The sequence below is a fragment of the Xylocopilactobacillus apicola genome, assembly GCF_033095985.1.
Taxonomy (GTDB): Bacteria; Bacillota; Bacilli; order Lactobacillales; family Lactobacillaceae; genus Xylocopilactobacillus; species Xylocopilactobacillus apicola.
In genome coordinates, this window is sequence record NZ_AP026802.1 from 1,805,545 (window position 1) to 1,826,475 (window position 20,931).

Genomic DNA, 20,931 nt, shown 5'->3' on the forward strand with positions numbered 1-20,931 from the left:
AGGATCTTTTAAAGATGGAAGAAATAAAAAAATCCCGCCGGAAAAAACGCTGGATTATTTCAATTTGCACAATAGGTATTATTTTGTGTCTTGGTGTTTCGGGCTGGTTAGTTTGGGCTTATGAACAACATCCTCAACAAATCACAAAGGTCAAAAAAACTGAACATAGAATTAAATCGAAAATAAAATCAGCTTCCAAAGGTACTTCCCAGGTTAAAGCCGCCAGCGAAAGCAAAGATGTTCCAAAAGAAAAGCCCAAAACTAAAAGAGCTCCTACAAATCACAATGAAGCAGCTGACAGTTGGACTTTTAAAGTTGAGCAAGTGCGCGAAGATATGAAGGGACCCGTAAACCCTGACAAGCCCAAAGTTGTTTTTTTAACTTTTGACGACGGACCAAGCAGTAATGATACTCCGCAAGTGCTCAATATTCTGGCTGAACACAATGTTCATGCGACTTTTTTCTTGGTGGGTAATCGTATCACTCCTGAAACCCAAGCATTGGTCCAACAAGAATACGATAGTGGGCATGGGATTGCAGTGCACAGTTTTACTCATGATTACAAGATCCTTTATCCTAATAATGTTCCAAATGCTCAGGCAATTCTTGATGAAGCAAATAAAACCAGAGACCTGATGAAATCTTTTCTAGGCGATAAATTTGATACTAGGGTTTGGCGCTATCCAGGTGGAACGATGTCTTGGAAGAATTTAGACGAAAGCAAGTCTTTGCTTGAAAAAGATAATTTTACCTGGATGGACTGGAATGCCGCCGACGGAGATGGCCTGGGCGCATCTGCTCCCAAAACCGTCCAAGCAGCGCTTAATTACCATGCAATGTCTTTAACTGTTTATCCTCAATCCAATGTCGAAATTATTCTCATGCATGACGCTTCTGATAAACAAGTAACCGTTCAAGCACTCCCAGAAATTATTAAGTACTATAAAGACAGAGATTATCAGTTCGGAATCTTAGAATAGCCATTCAAAAACCAGCCAGCTAACTAGATACGTTAGAAATCCTACTATGATAGGTGAGGCAATTGTAATAATCCCTGCAATTTTAACAAGCATTATATTGTCAGAAACGGTGACGAGGAAAAAGAAGGCAAAAAGCGCAATCATTAAAGATATAACGGTTGTTTTATAGGTTACGACGGTTGCGCGATGGCTAATTAATTGCTCACGTTCATCGTCAGTACTGAATTCAGATTTCGATAAATCGTAGTTCTTGTATTTAGCAATCAGGAAACGGATCAAGGCTGCAACAAGTAAAATTACCCACCATATTCCAAAATGAAGCTGGAAAATTGTCCTGCCGCTATTGATTTCGGAACTAAGAATCGTTTGAATCAAGGCAATTAGTAAGATGATCATTAAAACCACATTTCCCACTGCTGCAAAAATAATTTTTTTCAAATCAATTGTCCTCCAACCTAAAGATTTCGTTAATATCAACATTCAAAACTTGAGCAATCTTGAACCCCAGCAATAAAGAGGGTGTGTAGTTACCTTTTTCAAGCGAGCCAATCGTTTTACGAGTTACTCCAACTTTAACGGCCAGCTCTTCTTGCGTAAAGTTTCTCTTTTTACGCCAATACTGAACTTCATTAGTAATTATCATTTAAAAATTCCTTTTTGGGAAGTTAACTTCGCATTTAATAATACCCGACTCTAAAAGAGAAGTCAACTACTCATTTAATTCAACTTTAAGAGCTTATATAAAAACTTAACGAGTGATTATGGAAAACACAAAACGTCGCAACACTTATATCTTTTGGGCGCTCATCGTGATATTAATTAGCATTTTGGCAACTTATGTCAAGAACATCTATACTTTGTCATTAAAAATTGGAATCACAATCTATCTTTTGAAAGTTGACAAAATATTCCATCCTCAAAAAGCAAAATTAAATAATGAAGCTAGATCTTAGTGCTTACAACTAAAAAAAGAGCGCCGATCATTACTGATCAACACTCTATAGTATAAATTTAAGGTATAACATTCACCAAAGTAAATGTCACTGTTGCATTGTATTTCCCTGCTTTTGGGATACCACTCGGACTTGCCTTAAAACTCAAATTCCATGGATAATTCTTGACGTCCTGATAGTCGCTTGTCGCAGTACCGTTATATAGAAGTTGCGCCGTAGAAGTTAAATGCGTCTTCGTCCCCAAAGTCGTATCATGATAATAAAGTGGATCGCCGCTAATTACTTTGGTTGGATCTGTTGCATGCTTAAACGGTTTCGTTACCGCTGCTTCAATGCGCCAATTCTTCCCCGCTCTCGCATTTCGGTTATCGGTTAATTTCAAATTCTGCGCTGAACTTTTGTATTCTTGATTTCTAAGCGCCCCAAGGTGGGTTCCCAGATCAATATTGCCAGGTGTCGCTTCTAAAGTTTGCTTCCCAATTTGATCCCAAACGTAAGTTCTAACATCATTGCGAGTTGCAGACTCACTGAGAATCTCAGCTGCTGTTTTCGCTGCTCCGTCTGGCACATGCTCTAATCCAGGTGTAACAACTTCCCGCCACTGAGCATTCGTAGCGTAATACTGCGGATTAGGCGGTACTGGGGAATCTAAATCGATAACTTTGTTCCCAGGCGTTGGGTCTGCCAATTTTGTAGAGATCAACGTCCCGCTAACTGTAACATCTGGAAATTTCGTATTTGGTCCAAGCGTTAATTTCCAAAGTTTAGGAGTATCTGCCAACATCTCATAATACCCACTATCCACATAATTTGAATCCACTTTGTGAACAACATTAGTCAGGTCAAAACTGCTCAAATCAAGACTTGCTAAAGACGTACATTCATTAAACATTCTTCTAACATTCGTTACTTTACTGGTATCAAAATGACTTACATCAATAACATTTAATGAACTACATTCGTTAAACATCCTTTGCATATCAGTAACATTGTTGGTATTAAATTTCGTTGCATTCCATTTTAGATCAGATAAAGAGTTATCATAAACAAACATATCTGACATATCAGTAACTTTACTGGTATCAAAACTCCTTAAATCAAGGCCTGTGAGTAATCGACAAAAACCAAATATGGATTGCATATTAGTAACATTACTGGTATTAAATCCTGTTACGTCTAAGCTAGTTAGTGATTCACACCCATGAAACATTCGCAGCATTGTAGTGACTTTAGAAGTATCAAAATCCTTCACTTCTAAATTGGTTACTTTTTCGCAGCTTTTAAACATTTCACTCATATCAGTAACATTATGAGTATCGAAATTCTTCACATCGAGGCTGGTTAACGACCAACAGTTACCAAACATCGTCCCCATATTAGTGACCTTACTTGTATTAAAGTTACTAACATCTAAATTGGTTAAGGAACGACATAGGCAGAACATGAAGTACATATCTGTCACTTCACTGGTATCGAGATCCTCTAGTCCTTCAATCGTAGTCATATTTTCTTGATCATAAAATAAGGTTCTTAGACTGCCCTTTGCTGTCACTCCCGGCTTGATCACCGTCTTTTCTATTTGTAAGCTATAGTTCTCAGACCAAGGAAAGCTGTAGTTCCGTCCAGAAGACTCAAGCTCTTTATCATCCTCATAATTCAACTCATGTGGATAGATCGTCAGAACTTTAGTCGTCGCATTAAAGTCCCACCAGCCCTGATCATTAACCGTCACTGAATCTGTCGTCGGAACGTAATTGGCTGTATTGTACACTGTTTCAGTATTAGCTAAAGGAGCCTGAGAATTAGCAGCATTATAGAAATATGACCCGTAAATTGGACTACCGCTATCATCAATCAACTGATTGGATTGATCGTAGATTGATACCTTTGAGACAATAGTTGACGTTTTGGCTGCTCCCGGTGTTGCAGGATTATTAGTGATCGTAATTTGTCCCGCATCGTTAGAAGTAAGGCTGGCTTTTTCGACTCCTTCATACTTCATCTTAACCGTATTAGTACCAGTCTCGCCTAACCTCAAATCATTTGTCGATCCTGTGTTCAATGGTACATATAACAAACCGCTGCTTTGAGTAACGCCTGCAGGCAATGTGCCTGTTGGTGTAAACAAACCACCTAATGACTGAACTGCTGTGACCTTTGACCAAATCGGCAGAGTATTATTTTTCGCTGTATATTTAAATGTTACTTTGTCTCCTGGATGAATGTTGGCGGTCTTAGAGAATGTTGTCCCATCAGTACTCAACTGTAGATCGGATGTCACATCAGTACTGCCTGTTGTAAGATCCTGACGATAGACATAATTAATGAATGTAACGAGATCGAATTCTGTTTTGACCTCAACGTTACTCCCACTGCTGACTGCAGTAGTTCCAACTCCCGAAGGACCCAGGCGGCGATGAGTTCTCGTACCGTCCTTAAAGAACGTCCCATTGACCTGAGCTCGCCGGTAAGTCTTACCATTTTTTACTATAGTTTCAGGACTGCTGTTATCCACAAATTGAGTCGACCCAGGGTGGAGTTCCTGCCAATCTTCTAACATGGTCGATACGGTATCTTTTAAATCATTACCATTCTCATCAACATAACGTGTGATGACTACTGGATCCCCTGGGGTAAATGTTCCGTGAACGTCTCGAATGACATTTAGCTCATTTCCTGCACCGGTAGATCCATGAATCGCAAATGCCCATTTCTTACGATCAGCAATCACTGCTAATTCATTTGGAGTCAAAACTCTTGACCAGGTCATTTTATGGATAGAATTGCCCTCGCTTCCAGCGATTGTTACTTTAAAAGTATTGGTACTTGATGCATATGAAATGGTCATCGGATGCCATTTACCATCAGCAATTTTTGAAGGAATACCACTAACTCCACCGTAGGCATCACTTTTTCCTGTTATTGGTGTAGTCTCGTCTGCAACTAAACGCCAAGAATAACGACCTGGCATCGCAAATCCCGTATTATCTGTTTCCACGAATGCGCCAAATGGTGTAGTTTCATCATCGTTAGACAAATAATTGACCGCATGTCCTGGATTTCCATAAGAGGTACCCGGCTGTTTTCTCCCGTTAGGTGTATTAAAGTAAGTATCAATCTTAAAACCAATCACATTCATCAGATCACTAAATCCAAGATCTCCTCCACTAAGCCCAAGTGAATGAATTTTTTGACCATTGTCAGGGTCTGTCGCTGAAGTAACTGGCGTGGTGTTGGAATGACGCCCAAAAACTTCTGGCAGTACATAACTATCACCGCCTTGTGAATCAAGAATTGTTTGACCGGGTTTATATATTGGATGAAAACTAAAGCCTAATCCATCCGCTAAATCAGTCGTCCCACGATCAATCTTTAAATCCCAATTAAAAGTGAAGTCCTGAGTCATATCTACTGAAGTATTAAGAACTGCCGCTCCACGCTGCCACAATATCGGCTTGGTGATTTCAATTGTATCCCACTTACCATTTTCATTAAGCTGGGCAGAAGCATTACCAAATGTTGAAAAGAAAAACTGAGTTTCACCTGGCTCAGTCGTAATTGGCTGAAGTGCTCTTTCAATTCTCGTTTGAAAATCAGGGCGAAAAATAGGTTTACTATTATCCGTTTCTTTAGGACTTACAGTAACATTTTCTTTGCGCTCAAATGCCTTACTAAAAGAACCGCTTGCGATCTCTAAACTTATGACAAAAAAGCCGACTAAAACAAATGGGATTATACTTAAACACTTCCATTTCTTATTCATAAAGATCACCTCTATTAAATTGGAGATGAATTTTTTCTTCAATTATTTTAGAAGACGAAAAAGAGACCCCATTTCCTATCACCAAGATAGAAGTCATCGGATCTCCTTGATTATGTTTTGTTTCCTTAAGGAAGCCATTTTGAATTAAAGCTTTTAAATCACCTTTTAGATAATCAGCTAAGCCCCCCCCCCTGGAAACGTTTGCATTGTTTTCAATTGCTACATCCGCGGGAAATTCTGCAGCTTTACTGTCCTGCTTGACATTTAAAGCAAATGTTAAAGCCCAAATTCCGCTAATAGCTACCAAAATATAGCTTAATTTCTTAAATAAGTTCATCTTCATCTCCTCTTTGTTGTTGATATAATATTTTCTTTATCTCCATTATACCAAATCATCAATAGAATTTTACTCAATTTTCGTAAAAAAAATTAAAAAAAGACGAATTAATTCAACCTATTAGCTGATTAATTCGTTTTTGCTCTCTTTGGATTATTTTAATATACAAAAGATATATAAATTTCAGTAAATAAATTTTTGAAAATCGCTCTTGCTGTTCGATAACCAAAAAAGAGCGCCGATCATTACTGATCAACACTCAATATTTGTTAGTGATTAGTCCGAGCTGCAAAACGTTTCTCCAAAAATCCCAAAACTAAATCTGAAATAATTGCCATCAAAGCTGTTGGCAGCGCGCCCGCTAAGATAATCGCACCACCGTTAGTTGCATTAGTCCCACGAATAATAATATCTCCCAGGCCTCCTGCTCCAACGAAAGATCCGATCGCAGTTACACCAATTGCAAGGACCAGTGCACTACGCAGCCCCGCCATGATCACAGAAATCGAAAGTGGTAATTCAATTTGAATCAAGCGCTGCATTTTGGTCATTCCCATTCCCTTACCAGCATCAAGCAGATCAGGGTTCACATTCCGCATCCCCGTGTCAGTGTTTTTAATGATTGGTAAAAGCGAATAGAGAAAAACCGTCAAGATTACGGTATTAACCCCGAGCCCTAGCCCCAGCATCATAATAGAAACAAGTGCCAAAGAAGGAATTGTCTGAATTACATTAGCGATCCCGACGACCCATTTAGCAAGCTTTGAGTGCCGTGAGATGAAGATCCCAATCGGAATTCCAACAATTGACGCCAGAATAACCCCGTAAACTGAAATCAGAAAATGCCGATTAAATTCACCAAGAATGTATTGACCGTTATGGGTAAAATAATAAATCAATTGCTGTAAAAGATTCATATCTTTCATTTGTCATTTACCCCCTCAAAATAATGATGCTTTTCTAAAAACTGCTTAGCTGCAACTGAAGGCTCCAACAGGTCATTATCTACTTGATAATTCAATTTTTGCATCGTCTTCAGACTTATTTGACCGTTTAAGCGGCTTAAAATTGTTTTTAATTTTGGATACTTTTTTAATGCCTGATCATTAACAACCACGCTGGCTTCATAAGGCGGGAAGAAATTTTTGTCATCTTTTAGGAGCTTCAAATCATAACTAGCAATCCGACCGTCAGTTGAATATCCTAAGACTGCGTCCATTTTCCCTGAATCAAGCGCATCATAAACTAAGCCGATCTGCATCGGATAGACCTTACCAAATCCGAATCCATACGTATTTTTAAATGCGCTGTAGCCATCGCCGCGCCGATTAGCCCAAATCTGGTCAATCCCCACGCGCATATCGCCAGCAACACGTTTCAAATCAGAAACAGTGTTTAGATTATGGTCTTTGGCATACTTTGCCGTAACCATAAACTGATATGTATCAGCAAATCCGTACGTTGGAAAATAGGTCATTTGATATTTTTCGCGAAAATCATTTTTCACTTCTTGATTAATCTCTTTAGAACTAGTACCGCCGCTTAAATTTAAAATGGTCTGGTAATCCGTTCCCGTGTATCTAATCGCCGTGAGATCAGTATCGCCGCGCTTTTGCGCCTCAAAGCTAACATTTCCGGAACCCAAATTATTAATAATCGTTGTTTGATATTTTGAATCATGCTCAATCATCTGTTGAATTATATTAGCCATGATTTGCTGTTCAGTTGTATTTTGGGAACCGATTTTGATAGTATTGTCGCCGGTCCCGCTGAGACCTGGCCACGAACAGCCAGTTAAAACCAGGAGTAAGATCAAACTATAGAGAACTATTGTAGCGTTCTTCCATTTTAATTTAGGCATCTTGCACCTCCTGCGTCCGCGGAGTCACTTTTGCCTCGATTTTACCCAACAGCCAATCGACTAAAAGCGCCAAAAGAATTGCTGGAACCGATCCACCTAAGATCAAATCGCCCCGATAAAGGTTCAAGCCGTTAAAAATCATGTCGCCCAGGCCGCCTGCTCCAATATAGGAAGCCAGAGCAGTCCAAGCGATGACATAAGTCCCTGAAAGGCGGATCCCCGCCATGATAACTCCTGCTGCCTGGGGTAATTCGACATTCCAAATCGACTGCCAATTATTCATTCCCATGCCTTTTGCAACATCGATCAAGCTCGGATCGACTCCGGTCATTCCGATATAAGTATTACGCAAGATCGGCATTAAAGAATAAATAAAAAGGGCAACGATTGCGGGGAGTGTCCCAATCCCAAACAGCGGAATCATCATCGCTAAAAGTGCCATTGCCGGGATTGTCTGTAAAACGCTCGTTAGCCCTATCACGAATCCCGCAATTTTCTTAGCTCTCGTTAAAAGAATTCCTAAAGGAACAGCCACAATAATCCCTAATAATAAGGCGATTGCCGAAATATAAATATGTTGAATAATTTCTTGAACCAGCTCGCCGCCATATTCAGTCAAAAAATCACTCATTTTGGGTCACTTCCCTATTTTTGGGATGAGCAGCATCGTGATGAGCACTAGTCTCACCCACATCAGAAGAAACTTCTTTATCAGATGATTCTTCATTATCACCGCCGCTCCATAACGCATCATAAACCATATCCACAAGTGATGCTCTCGTTACAATTCCGGTCAAGACCCCGTTGGTATCAACGACTGGCACATTTCGATAGCCTCGTTTTAAAATCCGGTCGACTGTGTCTGAAATAACTGAATCTTTGCGGACAAAAAATGCCTGCTTATTCATCACATCTTCAACACGTTCTTTCTTATTATATTGGTCATTGATCATCTCTAAGTCCACATAACCTCTTAAGATGCCTTTCGAATCCGTAACCAAAAGCGTATCAACGCGCATTTGATGCATCAAGCTCAACGCTTCACGCAAATTCGCATTGTTTTGGATTGAAATTGCCTTTTTGGAAATTTGCCCAACTGTCGTGATCGTCGGTCTGGCCTGGATTAAACGTTCTTCTCCGATTAAATCGGCCACAAATTTATTGGCCGGATGGCGCAAAATATTCTCTGGCGTATCAACCTGGACTTGGTCACCGTGCGACATCACAACAATTCGCGTCGACAGTTTTAACGCTTCATCCATATCATGGGTTACAAAAATAAAAGTTTTGCCTAAGCGTTGCTGTAAATCCTTCACCAAATCCTGTAAAGAATCACGCGTAATTGGATCAAGGGCCCCAAATGGCTCATCCATCAAGATGAGCTCCTGATCGGCAGCAAGTGCTCGAACCACTCCGATTCGCTGTTGCTGTCCACCAGACAGCTCACTCGGATAGCGATCTAAAAACTCCTCTGGCAACTCAGCCATTTTTATCATTTCAACTGCGCGATCATCCATCTTCTTTTGGTCCCATTTGAGCATTTTAGGGACCAACAAAATATTATCCTTAATTGTCATATGCGGTAGTAATCCAATATTTTGAATAACATAACCGATCTGACGCCGCAATTTTACAGGATCCATCTTCATAACATCCATTCCGTTAATCTTAATCTCACCAGATGACGGAACATTCATTCGGTTAATCATCCTCATTGTTGTTGTTTTACCAGAACCCGAAGTCCCGATGAAACAAATAAACTCACCTTTTTCAACATCAAGATTAAAATCATTAACCGCAACCTTATCGCCGTATACTTTTCGTACATGCGACATTTCTAAATAAGCCGTAATAGCACATCCTTTCTAAATGGACTTTTCTATAACTATTATGTATCACTTATTGCTTTCAGTCAAAAATATAAATCAATTGAGAATTTGCACAAAAAAAGCCAGATTATATTCTGACTTTACGATTTATCTATTTCAAGTTTAATGTGTCAAGGATTTGATCAATAACTTTATCTTCTCCGATATTTGTTAGAAAAGGCAACCCATTTAAAATCGGCTTATTTACGTCTTCTGTATACTTGGCAGTTGTAATGATCAAATCATATTGATCAGCAATGCTTGGAATTTGGGGAATCGAGGTTTGATCAAAAGAAAGCTGACTCATATCCACTCCTCTTTCTTCTAACTTTTCCTCAATAGCATTTCTTGCAACTGTTGATGTTGCAATACCAGAACCACATGCGACTAGAATTTTTTTCATAATATCCCTTCTTATTTCCTATTTAATTTACATTTCGCAAAATTTTTTTTGCAAATCATCATAAAGCTCATCAGTACTTTGGCAATCTAAGATTTTCTGCAAATAATCTTGATCTTGCACAATCTTCATTAACTGCTGCAACATCGCAACTTGCTTCTTAGGTTCAGCAATCGCCATCATAATAATTATTGAAACATCTAAAGTAGAATCTGGATCACCCATATTTTGGAAGCCCACTGGTTTTTTGAGGGTCGTAATCGCTAAAGCAGATTCGTTAACGTGCTCAGCATCTGCGTGGGGAATCGCCACCTTAATATTTCCGGTTGGTAAACCTGTTGGGAAAATCTTTTCCCGCTCAAGAATCGCCTGAGCATATGTCTTTTTGACTAATCCATTATCTAACAATTTCTGGGCACTAAAATTTAAAGCTTCTTCACGATCATTGAATGTCTTATCTTTAAAAATCAGGTCCTTACTAATTAAAACCAAATATGTCAACTCCCTTGTAGTGTTTTATAGCTAGCGAAATGGCTTTTTGCCGCAAAACAATTCTACATCCAGAAAGCGCTTTTTGCAATATTTATTTTTCCAACTGCCAAAAAAATTTTGCTAACGGTTTGCAAATCGTTTTTTTTGTGCTATTTTATACTTATCGCAATGAAAGGCGGATGATAAAGTCTATGGATGCAACAGCACGGCGCGCGGCTATTGTTAATATCCTCAAGAAGAATAATTTTATTAAGATCTTGGAGTTAAGCAAGTCTTTAAATGTTACAAGAGAAACTGTAAGAAGAGATTTATACAGCTTGGAAAAGAAGGGCATTGTTCGGACTGTACGTGGTGGTGCCGTACTGAACGTTGCGATGAACGAAACAGATTATGATCGCAGAGCGCAGGAAAACATTAAGGAAAAACATGTTATTGCCAAAGCTTTTGTCGATTTTGTCAGTGAGGGAGATACCATCTACTTAGATTACGGTACCACCAGTTTGGCTGTTGCCAAAATATTGAAGCATTTTTCAGAATTAACAATTGTCACCAATTCAATCCCGATTATTAACGAACTTTACAAAGTAAGTGGAATCGAAGTAATTGTTTTAGGTGGAATTGTTAGAAAAAACGAAGGTGCTCTATATGGAAACAGTGCAATCAGTGCAGTCCAAGATATGGTTATAAACGTTGGATTTTTCTCTGGCAGTGGGATTACTCCTGAATATGGGTTAACGAACCATCACTCAGGCGAAGCAGAACTAGCCAGAGACATCATTAAACGATGCCAGAAAAAAATTATTGGAGTTGATCACCACAAATTTGGCAAAGCCTTTCTTAACAAAGTTATGAAGATCTCTGAGATGGATGTTTTAATTACTGAAAATATTTCAGATGAGCAGATCATTCATGATTTACAGTTAAATACCGACTTAATCATAGCTTCAAGCTAGTTTAAGTCAACAGATCTATTAGGAAGAGAAAAGAGATGATTTAAGTGCAAGTAATTCAATATATTGTTAATTTAGGACCTAGCGTTATGATTCCGCTGATTATTTTTATTGTTGGTTTGATCTTTGGAAATGGGATCGGCAAATCGTTACGTTCAGGGATTTCAATTGGAATTGGCTTCGTCGGCATCGACTTAGTAGTTTCACTTTTGACAAATAATTTGGGCAAAGCCGCAGAGGCAATGGCCAAAAACTTTCATTTAGGACTAGAGGTTATTGATATCGGGTGGCCTGGAACCTCACCAATGGCATGGGCTTCTAATATGGGATTAATCGCAATTCCGGTTGCAATTGGAGTCAACCTCATCATGTTAGTAACTAAAATGACTAAAGTTGTTAATGTTGATATCTGGAACATTTGGCATATGGCATTTACTGGAGCAATTGTTCAAATTGCAACCGGTAATTACATTTTAGGAATTATTGCAATTGCAATTCATGCTGCTATTGCATATAAGTTAGGTGATATTTACAAACCGGTCACTGATAATTTCTTTGAATTAGAAGGAATTTCTGTTCCGCACGGAACTTCAGCTTACATGGGTGTTTTTGCTAAACCGATTGACGATTTAATTGATCGGATTCCGGTTATTAACAAAATAACTTTGAATTCAAAAACTATCGAAACAAAGTTTGGAGTTTTGGGGCAACCTTCAATCATTGGAGCTTTTCTAGGAGTTGTAATTGGATTATTGGCTCGTTTCAGTATTGCCAAATCTCTCCAACTAGGAATCCAAATGGCAGCCGTAATGGTCTTAATGCCAGTTGTTGTTAAATTTATTATGGAAGGTTTAATTCCAATTTCACAATCAGCCAAAAAAGTCATGGATAAACGCTTCAAAGGCAGTAACTTCACAATTGGGATGGATCCTGCTCTGTTACTTGGCAACTCCGACGTTATTGCTGCTGGATTGTTATTCGTCCCAATAACCCTTTTAATTGCAATCATTGTCCCAGGAAATAAGGTTTTACCTTTTGGTGATTTAGCAACAATTGGATTTTTCATCGCAATTGCAACGGGGGTTCACCACGGAAATATCTTTAGAGTATTAATATCTGGCTCATGTATTATGTTTATTACAATCTGGATCTCCAATCAAATGTGGACACTTCAAGATAAACTTGGTCGGGCAACTCATCTATTAGCAGCTGGCAAAAAAGTATCCTCTTTGGACCAAGCTGGTAGCCCAATCACGTATCTTTTGACTAAGGGTTTCACACTTGAAATGTCAATTGGATTCTTTGTGATATTAATTTTATTTGTTAGTGCATTTATTTATACGTATGTAAGTTACAAAAAGGATCGCTTATATAAAGTAGATTCTAAGAAAAATAGTTAATTATAATTTGGAGGAAGATTAATGGTAGTTAGTGATTGGTTAGACATTAAAGATAGAGTATTCATTGTTACTGGCGGTTCATCAGGAATTGGAAACGCAATTGTTGAGGAACTACTTGCTGACGGAGCAAAAGTGGTTAATGCAGATTTAAAGCCAGGTAACGTAACTAATGAGAATCTAACTTACATCAAGACAGATGTTACAAACAAAAAAGAAGTCGATGATCTTGTTCAAAAGACGATTTCTATGTATGGAACTATCGATGGGCTTGTCAACAATGCGGGCATCAATATCCCAAGAGTTATCACAGACCCCAAAGATCCCAACGGAAAATATGTTATTGATGAAGCTAACTACGAAAAGATGTTTAACGTAAATGTCAAAAGCACTTTCTTAATGTCGTCTGCTGTAAGCAAAGTTCTTGTCAAAAACAAGTCGGGTGTGATTGTTAATATGTCTTCTGAATCCGGCTTAGAAGGATCTCAGGGAGCCGGAATCTATTCTGGCACTAAAGGCGCGATTAACGGTTTTACTCGAGCTTGGGCAAAAGAATTGGGTCAATATAATGTAAGAGTTATTGGAGTTGCTCCAGGGGTTCTCGAAGCAACTGGCCTTAGAACCTTGGATTACGAAGAAGCATTGGCTTATTCTAGACATGAATCAGTAGAGGATCTTCGAAAAGGTTATGCAAACACTTCAACAATTCCATTAGGTCGAAGCGGCAAATTAAGTGAAGTAGCTAATCTAGTAGCTTTCTTCCTTTCAGATCGTTCAGGTTATATGACTGGTCAAACTGTCAACGTTTCGGGTGGAAAATCACGCGGGTAGTTTAATTGATTATATGAAAACTGCAACCTGCAAAACGATTTACAAGCTATTAAATTTTAAAAAAATTAAAATGAAGGCGTTTACTTTGATCAGTTTTTTCTGTTTTTTTGCAAAATAACTGGTATGATAGATACGGAAATATTTATTAATGTAATGGCCTGAGGAGGTACTTTTTAATGTCTGTAAAACTTACAGCAGATCAGATTAAACATCTTAAAAATTTGTCAGATAGCAATAACGTTATCTCAGCTTTAGCTATTGACCAGCGTGGATCTTTACAAAAGATGCTCGCAGCAGCAGCTAACAAGCCAGCCGATGAAACAACAATCGTTGATTTCAAAAAAGCAGTTTCAGCTGAATTGACAAAATACGCAAGTGCAATTTTGTTGGATCCTGAATATGGTTTACCAGCAAGTAAAGTTCGTTCTAATGATTCTGGTTTATTATTATCATATGAGAAGACTGGTTACGACGCTACTGAACCAGGACGTTTCCCTGATTTAATCGATGATCAAAGCGCGCTTAGAATTAAAGAAGAAGGCGGCGACGCAGTTAAATTCTTGCTTTACTATGATGTTGATGAACCAGATTCAATCAACGATCGTAAGAAGGCTTTCGTAGAACGTGTTGGTGCTGAAGCTAAAGAAAATGGTCTTCCATTATTCTTTGAAATCGTAACTTACGATGGCAAGAACGAATCAGCTTCGGAAGCAGAATTTGCTAAGGTTAAACCTCACAAAGTTATCGAAGCTACTCGTGAATTCAGCAAACCTCGCTACAACATTTCTGTCTTAAAACTTGAAGTTCCAGTTAACCAGAAATATGTAGAAGGCTTCAATGGTGACAACGAAGTTGTTTACTCACAAGACGAAGCTAAGAAATACTACAAGGAACAATCAGATGCAACTGATTTACCATTCATCTTCCTCTCAGCAGGCGTTACTAACGAATTATTCTTAAAAGAATTACAATTCGCTAAAGAAGCTGGTTCTGAATTTAATGGTGTTCTTTGTGGTCGTGCAACTTGGAAACCAGGAATCGAACCATTTGCTAAAGATGGCGAAGCTGCTGGTCAAAAATGGTTAGAAACTGAAGGTAAAGCTAACATCGACAGCTTAAACAAAGTTTTAGCTGAAACAGCTACTCCTTGGACCAACCGAGTTGAACAAGCTGACTAATTAGAAACTAATGAGCTTAAAAAGTTGATTCCAAAGGGGTCAACTTTTTTTATTAAAAAGGAGTTAAATATGTTTACCATTGAAAACGAAAATTTTCGTGCCACGATTAACCAAACTGGAGCTGAATTACAATCAGTTCAAAATAAAAAACAAGATAACTATGAATATATTTGGAATGATCAAAGCGGAAAATTCTGGCATCGCCATTCGCCGATTTTATTCCCAGCAGCTGGTCGTTCTAACAACGATCAATACGAATTAAACGGCAAAATTTACCCGATGATGCAGCATGGTTTTGCCCGTGACTATCCGTGGAAGGTCACTAATCAAACAACCGAGCAAATCACATTTGAGCTCCACGAAAATGCTGATTCTCTTAAAATTTACCCATTTAAATTCACTTTAGCTGTTACTTATCAATTGAATGATCAAGGCCTCAATGTTTCAACAAAAGTAACCAACAACACTGAACAAGAAATGCCATTCGCCCTCGGATTCCATCCGGCATTCAACACATTTACACGCAGTGATGGCAGTTTTGATGATTATTCCCTGACCCTTGAGCCCGTTAATGGCAACATAAAATTCTTTGCGCCTGGCACTGCTCCTTTTATCAACGGTCAAATTGAAGATTTAAAAGAAAGTGACGGAAATCAAATCCCCCTCACTCACGAACTACTTGATGATGGTTTTGTTTTAATTGCCAATACTGAAATCGATAAATCTACCCTTTCAACTCCTAATCATGAGCGCAGTGTAACAATCGAGTGCGGCAACTTCCCTTATCTCAACGTATGGAGTCAAGAACATGCAAATGCGCCATTTATCTGTGTTGAACCTTTTGCAGGGCTTCCTGATATTGAATCAGATCAACCTACTGATTGGTATCACAAAAAAGGCAACTCGATTGTGAAACCCAACGAAACTACTGAGCTCCATTTCCAAATTGATTTTAAATAACATTTTCAGTTCTATAATATTGAGTGTTGATCAGTAATGGTCAGCGCTCTTTTTCTATTTGAGAAAAAAACCAGCCAGATCAATTTAGATCTGGCTGGAAAATTACTGGTTGACATAGAACCCGCTTTTTGCTTATTTTAACCCTTGATATGTGATGTTTAGATTGTGACTAACAATATTTCCCGATGAATCAATAACGGAAATTTGATACCGATTGAGCCCCGGTTTCAAATTAGCACTTACAGAGAAATTAACCGGAAATCCTGTACTTTGATTGTACAATCCAAAAGCTGGTGTTACTGAAACAACACTGTTATTGGCAAAAACTTTAAAGCCAGAATAATTATCATTAGCGGTTCCACTAATTACATATGGATTTCTCAAAGTTGTTACTTGATAATTTCCTTGTTCATCCTGACGCCAATTTTTGGAATCATTAAAACTAATTGTCGGCAAATTTGTATCAACTTTAAAACGAATCGAGCCGTCCACTAAGGTCTTGCCATTTTTATCAACCACATAGACCCAAATTGATTTATAACCGTTAGTCGGTAATTGAATTGTTTTCTTGAACGTTAAATTTTTTGGATCGTATTTAACAGCTTCTCCCGCAATTTTTAATGCTCCAACTGGTCTTTTTAGTTTACCTGAAATAGTATACATGCCATTTTCGGTATTAAAACCTTTCGTTTTGGTTGTGATAACTTTCGTGTCGCCAACTTTTTCCAAATCTTCGTCATTAAACGTCACTTGATCACTTGGATCATCGTCGTAAGAAGAATTAACTGTAATTGTCACTGGCTCAGATACATTACCGTCGATATCTGTTGTCGTAATCGTTAATTTATTTACCCCGTAATGCAGATCTAATTTTCTAACAAAACTACGATCAAAAAACAAATCATTTGCATTTATTATGACGTCTTTCTTGCCGCCTTTGATTGTAACTTTCGTAATTCCAGGATCAACGGTTCCCTTTACTTCGTAAGAACTTTTATCAGTATTAACCGTCTTGCCTGAGTCATTAATATAGATTGGACGTGTCTTCATTGCAATTACTGTTTTAACAGTTCGAATTATATTTTTGCCGTTAGGATCAGTAGAAAATCGGAAAATGCCGTCCGACGGAATTGGAACTTTGACGGAAAAGATATTGTTCGGATCAATTTTACCAAGTTTGCCGTTGATATAAATATCCCGATTATACCAACCATTAATCGTCATCATTGAATTTTTGGCATCAACATATGGTGTTGCCGTCGAAATTCGTTGCCCATTTTGTAAATTGTAAGTTACTAAACCTTGAGCAGATAAACCCGGCACGGGCATCAGTTTCTTGGTGTAACCGTAATTGCCAGCGTTATCTAGCACCCCAACTTCAATTTGATTTTTACCACTCGTTAAACTAGCAACTTGTTCAGGAACCAACCGAACTTTAAGCGGATTCAACGAAACCTTTTTGCCAGAATCATCATAAAGGTTGTAGTTTTGTGGTACGCCATTGATCGTGGTATTCATCACGCCCATATTCTGGATCCCACTGTTTGAATCGCTCAAATCGACACTTAAATACAAGCCATTGGAATCACGTTGTAATTGAATATTTGTTAGCTTGGGCTCCACAGTATCTACTTTAATAGGCAAATCTTGAGTTTGAATCAAAGAATTCGGTGTTGTCGGATTGACCGTTAATCGATATTTATAATTTCCATCAGCGACTTTAACATTTTTTCCTTGTTTTTCGTCCCAAACTTTACCGTCCCAAGCCAATCCTTCATGCGTAGACGTCGTAAAAGCACCACTTTTAGCGTCATAAAAAGATTTTCTAATATTGGTTTCTTGATCGATTATCTTTATAACCTTGTTATTAGAATCCACAATTTCAAAAGATGGATTGCGACCATTTTTCAGCAAGTAATAAGTTGGGTATGCGTAATCTTGATTTCCATCATTGTTTGGCGAAATTGCAACGGTTTCTGGTTTAATATGCTTCAAAATGCGACTTGGATCAGAACTAAAATCAGGCGCACTGTTTTGTTCTTTGCGAATACTTCTTGGTAAATTAGAGCCTAAAATATTACCATCACTATCTTTAAAATAACCACCACCAAAAATGGAATCTTGACTCCAGGAAGGTTGATCAATAATCGGACTTTGACCCCATTTTCCATGGAAGCCAAGATAAGGAATTACTAAATTAGGTGATGATTCACTGTCAAATCCAATATAACCTTCAACAAATTTTTGATTTGGAAAATCCATCGGTAATGTTAAATGCACTACAACATTTTTCGTCCCATGTGCTGGAACCACAACCGTATTGCTATCAGTCGTTAAAGAGGCTTTAGAAATTCTCATTTCATTGACCTTGCGATTTAATTGATCATTACTAGTCCAAGGACCACCATGATCATTAAAAGTGTATTTAACCTCTCGATCGCCCCGATTAGTTAAAGTTACGGTCATGTCAACGTTTTGACCAATTTCTTTTAAAGCAAAAGAACTGTCTCCCGTAGGCGTCGTTGCACTCACTCGATTATCAACTGCTTTATCTAATTGAATCAAGCCAGAGCCTTGCTGCCTTGGAGATACAAGATTGCCTTGACTACTAACATCTAACATCGGTTTTGCTGTATTCATCAGGCTTGTTTTCGCAAATTTAGTTAATTGATCTTTACTTAGATTAAGTCCTTCTTTTTTGAGACTTTCTGCTAAAATCGCCGTCGCTCCCGCAATAAAAGGCGTTGCCATTGAAGTACCGCTCATTGTCTTATAGCTATTTTTATTTGCCAAGGACAAAATTTGACCCCCTGGGGCAGTAATATCTGGCTTAAATGAAAGATCGTTGGTTGGTCCCCATGAAGTAAACGAAGACATTTTACCACCATTTAAACTAGCAACCTTTTGTTTACCAATCGAAATTGTATAAGTTGCTTGAGGTGCAGCATTGACAGCTTTTACAAGCGCTTTCCCGTCATTTGTCGTTACACCCAGAGAAGGAAATGTTTCATCCCACGAGAAATTTAATTGAGAGTCATTTGGATTGTTATCAATTATTACAATCCCAACAGCTCCCCAAGCTTTAGCATTTTCTTGCTTTTCTAAGAAAGTTGTAGTGCCACGAGTGACAATAGCAATTTTATCTTTTGCATTGTCATCAAAATCTTCCGGGTTGCCAATTCCTGGTAACCCATCTTTGCCGTTTTTAGCAACGTAAAAACCATGACCTGAAACTGAAGCAAAACTAGCAACTGTTGATAACTGACCTGAAATTTCTTTTCCTAAAACGTCCTTACCTGAAGAATCAACAATTTTCGCCGTATTTTTCATTTGGCTACTGTTCTCTGATGAAGCTACAGTAATCGCATCTGCTGATACTCCTGGAGCATTCACTGTATCTGAATCATCTGCTTGATAAAAAGGGACATCTGTTCCGTTGGCAGAATTAGACATACCTTCATTACCTGCTGCAACAACCGGAATCACTCCTTGCTTAGCAGCATTGGCTAAAGCAATTTGTTCAGGATCTTTAGAATCAACGTCTCCAGCAGTTGAACCTAGCGACAAATTAATTACATCGGCACCCAGCTTAACTGAATCTTCAATTGCACTGATTATATCGTCATCTGAGGCTGTATTTGAAGAATTGCTGAACACTTTCATATTTAACAGCTGCGCCTCAGGAGCAATCCCTTGTGCGTCTTTGCTTGCATTGCCATCATTACCGTTAGCCGCCGCAATTCCAGCAACATGCATTCCGTGCATGGTTGTTCCCGTATCCCACACAGTTTCACTAGTCCCATCAGCGTAATTATAAGCAAAAGGAATTTTATCAGAACAGGCCTTGCCATATCCCAAAGTTTTAGCCATATTATTACCTTTGGTGGACGTAATTTTTTCTTTGCTCGGATCGGTTAACCGGAGATCCTTGTGAGTTGAATCAATTCCGGTATCAATAATCGAAATTACCATTCCTTCACCTTTTAAATGGTTATTCGACCAGACTTTTTGCACATTTGCTAAATCATTAGCAGTTGCATCTGTTGGACGATATTGATGCGAAACTGTCACTTTTTTAACTCCAGGAAGATTCTTGATCTTAGGAATTTGATTTGGTTTTGCGGTAATCGAAAAACCATTAAAAAGATATCCGTATGCATGTTTGACCTTGTTTCCGGTAATTTCTTCAACTTGATCTTTAATGTCAGTTTGTCCGTCAATAACATTATTGGCCGCCTGATCAATTTGATCTGCAGCTTCAGTGGTACCTGGATTAACATCAATTTGATTAACTGCTGGTTTATCGTCTAACTCAACAATAACTTTAACAGATTGACAGCTTAAATCCGAAAAATTTAACTTGCTTACATCGACACCACGAGTAGAAAGTTGAGCCTTAACCGCCTGGTAATACTCATTTGTCGCCCATGATTTGTAATCATTAGAGTTAGATCGTAACTGTTTTTCCATCGAGGTCTTATTTCCAGTTTGATTTTGTTGCGCCAAAACTCCTTGAGTTTGTGCAACTGGCGCAAACAGCAACAAAAAAGAACCAAGTAATTTAATAGTTTTACTCATTCATTTCCTCCTTGCTAAAAAATAGGTTTTAAATTTCCCCCTCACCCTAGTTACGAAAAAAGCCACTACTAACTGGGTAGTGACTTACAACTGTTCAAATTCATAGAAACTTTTTAGGAGAGTTACTACTGAAATCAATCTAGGTGTCTTGATTTCAACAATATTTACTATATAGAAAAAGTGTGAATAAAGTATGAACAAAAATCAAATTTTTATTTTGCGACAAAATACGCACAAAAAAATTATAGTAGATATAATTGCTCATTAGAGGCCTATTATATATATTTTATAATTCTTTTTTCAGTTTTTTTAATACAATCAAACATTTTATTTTATAATATTTTTGGCATCATCGTGATACAACCTTTAAAACTCCTAATTTT

18 protein-coding genes are annotated in these 20,931 nt (G+C 38.2%); 7 read left to right on the plus strand and 11 right to left on the minus strand.

The features are described from left to right. Positions 1–14: 14 nt before the first annotated feature. The gene (locus R8495_RS08710; protein WP_317635086.1) at positions 15–980 is read left to right on the plus strand and encodes a polysaccharide deacetylase family protein; all 966 of its coding nucleotides are present in this window, start codon (positions 15–17) and stop codon (positions 978–980) included. Here the strand turns inward: R8495_RS08710 and R8495_RS08715 are convergent. After that, entirely contained in the window at positions 972–1,418 is a 447-nt protein-coding gene (locus tag R8495_RS08715; RefSeq protein ID WP_317635087.1) for a hypothetical protein, read from the minus strand. The two genes, R8495_RS08710 and R8495_RS08715, sit on opposite strands and share 9 nt — an antisense overlap. Position 1,419: 1 nt before the next feature. After that, on the minus strand, positions 1,420–1,623 hold the full coding sequence (locus R8495_RS08720; RefSeq protein WP_317635088.1) for a helix-turn-helix transcriptional regulator: 204 nt from the start codon (positions 1,621–1,623) through the stop codon (positions 1,420–1,422). 118 nt (positions 1,624–1,741) lie between these two features. On the opposite strand from R8495_RS08720, the gene R8495_RS08725 reads away from it, so the two are divergent. Continuing rightward, positions 1,742–1,933: a hypothetical protein gene (locus tag R8495_RS08725; protein WP_317635089.1), complete on the plus strand. Its 192-nt coding sequence runs from the start codon at positions 1,742–1,744 to the stop codon at positions 1,931–1,933. A 58-nt stretch (positions 1,934–1,991) separates the two neighbouring features. Here R8495_RS08725 and R8495_RS08730 read toward each other — a convergent pair whose 3' ends face one another. The 8 genes from R8495_RS08730 to R8495_RS08765 form a co-directional block, all read right to left on the minus strand. Next, positions 1,992–5,696 carry a BspA family leucine-rich repeat surface protein gene (locus R8495_RS08730; RefSeq protein WP_317635090.1) on the minus strand — a complete coding sequence of 1,235 codons (3,705 nt, stop codon included), beginning with the start codon at positions 5,694–5,696 and terminating at the stop codon, positions 1,992–1,994. Beyond that, positions 5,689–6,033, minus strand: a complete 345-nt coding sequence (locus R8495_RS08735; RefSeq protein WP_317635091.1) for a hypothetical protein — start codon at positions 6,031–6,033, stop codon at positions 5,689–5,691. Before R8495_RS08735 ends, R8495_RS08730 begins: the two co-directional genes overlap by 8 nt. Before the next feature lie 269 nt (positions 6,034–6,302). After that, positions 6,303–6,959, minus strand: coding sequence for an ABC transporter permease (locus R8495_RS08740; protein WP_317635092.1), 657 nt, complete (start codon positions 6,957–6,959; stop codon positions 6,303–6,305). Next, complete coding sequence (locus R8495_RS08745; protein WP_317635093.1) at positions 6,956–7,894, minus strand: osmoprotectant ABC transporter substrate-binding protein; 939 nt, start codon at positions 7,892–7,894, stop codon at positions 6,956–6,958. Before R8495_RS08745 ends, R8495_RS08740 begins: the two co-directional genes overlap by 4 nt. Further along, positions 7,887–8,525: an ABC transporter permease gene (locus tag R8495_RS08750; protein WP_317635094.1), complete on the minus strand. Its 639-nt coding sequence runs from the start codon at positions 8,523–8,525 to the stop codon at positions 7,887–7,889. The genes R8495_RS08745 and R8495_RS08750 overlap by 8 nt, the downstream gene beginning before the upstream one ends. Further along, positions 8,518–9,729, minus strand: coding sequence for a betaine/proline/choline family ABC transporter ATP-binding protein (locus tag R8495_RS08755; RefSeq protein WP_317635095.1), 1,212 nt, complete (start codon positions 9,727–9,729; stop codon positions 8,518–8,520). Before R8495_RS08755 ends, R8495_RS08750 begins: the two co-directional genes overlap by 8 nt. Positions 9,730–9,874: 145 nt before the next feature. After that, positions 9,875–10,165 carry a PTS sugar transporter subunit IIB gene (locus R8495_RS08760; RefSeq protein ID WP_317635096.1) on the minus strand — a complete coding sequence of 97 codons (291 nt, stop codon included), beginning with the start codon at positions 10,163–10,165 and terminating at the stop codon, positions 9,875–9,877. Positions 10,166–10,192: 27 nt separating this feature from the next. Continuing rightward, complete coding sequence (locus R8495_RS08765) at positions 10,193–10,654, minus strand: PTS sugar transporter subunit IIA (RefSeq protein WP_317635097.1); 462 nt, start codon at positions 10,652–10,654, stop codon at positions 10,193–10,195. A gap of 191 nt (positions 10,655–10,845) precedes the next feature. Here R8495_RS08765 and R8495_RS08770 point away from each other — a divergent pair, with 191 nt between their 5' ends. The 5 genes from R8495_RS08770 to R8495_RS08790 all read left to right on the plus strand — a co-directional run bounded on the left by R8495_RS08770 (position 10,846) and on the right by R8495_RS08790 (position 15,970). Next, complete coding sequence (locus tag R8495_RS08770; protein WP_317635098.1) at positions 10,846–11,607, plus strand: DeoR/GlpR family DNA-binding transcription regulator; 762 nt, start codon at positions 10,846–10,848, stop codon at positions 11,605–11,607. Between the two features lie 44 nt (positions 11,608–11,651). Beyond that, positions 11,652–13,004 (plus strand): PTS galactitol transporter subunit IIC, encoded by a 1,353-nt coding sequence (locus tag R8495_RS08775; protein WP_317635099.1) that lies wholly within the window; start codon positions 11,652–11,654, stop codon positions 13,002–13,004. Between the two features lie 21 nt (positions 13,005–13,025). Next, positions 13,026–13,832, plus strand: a complete 807-nt coding sequence (locus tag R8495_RS08780) for an SDR family oxidoreductase (RefSeq protein ID WP_317635100.1) — start codon at positions 13,026–13,028, stop codon at positions 13,830–13,832. 176 nt (positions 13,833–14,008) lie between these two features. Further along, positions 14,009–15,010: a tagatose 1,6-diphosphate aldolase gene (locus tag R8495_RS08785; protein WP_317635101.1), complete on the plus strand. Its 1,002-nt coding sequence runs from the start codon at positions 14,009–14,011 to the stop codon at positions 15,008–15,010. 69 nt (positions 15,011–15,079) lie between these two features. Beyond that, positions 15,080–15,970 (plus strand): aldose 1-epimerase family protein, encoded by an 891-nt coding sequence (locus R8495_RS08790; RefSeq protein WP_317635102.1) that lies wholly within the window; start codon positions 15,080–15,082, stop codon positions 15,968–15,970. A 132-nt stretch (positions 15,971–16,102) separates the two neighbouring features. Here the strand turns inward: R8495_RS08790 and R8495_RS08795 are convergent, their stop codons facing one another. Then, the gene (locus R8495_RS08795) at positions 16,103–20,548 is read right to left on the minus strand and encodes a S8 family serine peptidase (RefSeq protein WP_317635103.1); all 4,446 of its coding nucleotides are present in this window, start codon (positions 20,546–20,548) and stop codon (positions 16,103–16,105) included. Positions 20,549–20,931: the final 383 nt, after the last annotated feature.

Coding starts and splice junctions, on each gene's coding strand:
- R8495_RS08790 (WP_317635102.1), top strand. CDS start 15,080: ATGTTTACCATTGAAAACGAAAATTTTCGTGCCACGATTAACCAAACT.
- R8495_RS08735 (WP_317635091.1), bottom strand. CDS start 6,033: ATGAACTTATTTAAGAAATTAAGCTATATTTTGGTAGCTATTAGCGGA.
- R8495_RS08720 (WP_317635088.1), bottom strand. CDS start 1,623: ATGATAATTACTAATGAAGTTCAGTATTGGCGTAAAAAGAGAAACTTT.
- R8495_RS08755 (WP_317635095.1), bottom strand. CDS start 9,729: ATGTCGCATGTACGAAAAGTATACGGCGATAAGGTTGCGGTTAATGAT.
- R8495_RS08730 (WP_317635090.1), bottom strand. CDS start 5,696: ATGAATAAGAAATGGAAGTGTTTAAGTATAATCCCATTTGTTTTAGTC.
- R8495_RS08780 (WP_317635100.1), top strand. CDS start 13,026: ATGGTAGTTAGTGATTGGTTAGACATTAAAGATAGAGTATTCATTGTT.
- R8495_RS08795 (WP_317635103.1), bottom strand. CDS start 20,548: ATGAGTAAAACTATTAAATTACTTGGTTCTTTTTTGTTGCTGTTTGCG.
- R8495_RS08760 (WP_317635096.1), bottom strand. CDS start 10,165: ATGAAAAAAATTCTAGTCGCATGTGGTTCTGGTATTGCAACATCAACA.
- R8495_RS08745 (WP_317635093.1), bottom strand. CDS start 7,894: ATGCCTAAATTAAAATGGAAGAACGCTACAATAGTTCTCTATAGTTTG.
- R8495_RS08770 (WP_317635098.1), top strand. CDS start 10,846: ATGGATGCAACAGCACGGCGCGCGGCTATTGTTAATATCCTCAAGAAG.
- R8495_RS08710 (WP_317635086.1), top strand. CDS start 15: ATGGAAGAAATAAAAAAATCCCGCCGGAAAAAACGCTGGATTATTTCA.
- R8495_RS08725 (WP_317635089.1), top strand. CDS start 1,742: ATGGAAAACACAAAACGTCGCAACACTTATATCTTTTGGGCGCTCATC.
- R8495_RS08785 (WP_317635101.1), top strand. CDS start 14,009: ATGTCTGTAAAACTTACAGCAGATCAGATTAAACATCTTAAAAATTTG.
- R8495_RS08750 (WP_317635094.1), bottom strand. CDS start 8,525: ATGAGTGATTTTTTGACTGAATATGGCGGCGAGCTGGTTCAAGAAATT.
- R8495_RS08740 (WP_317635092.1), bottom strand. CDS start 6,959: ATGAAAGATATGAATCTTTTACAGCAATTGATTTATTATTTTACCCAT.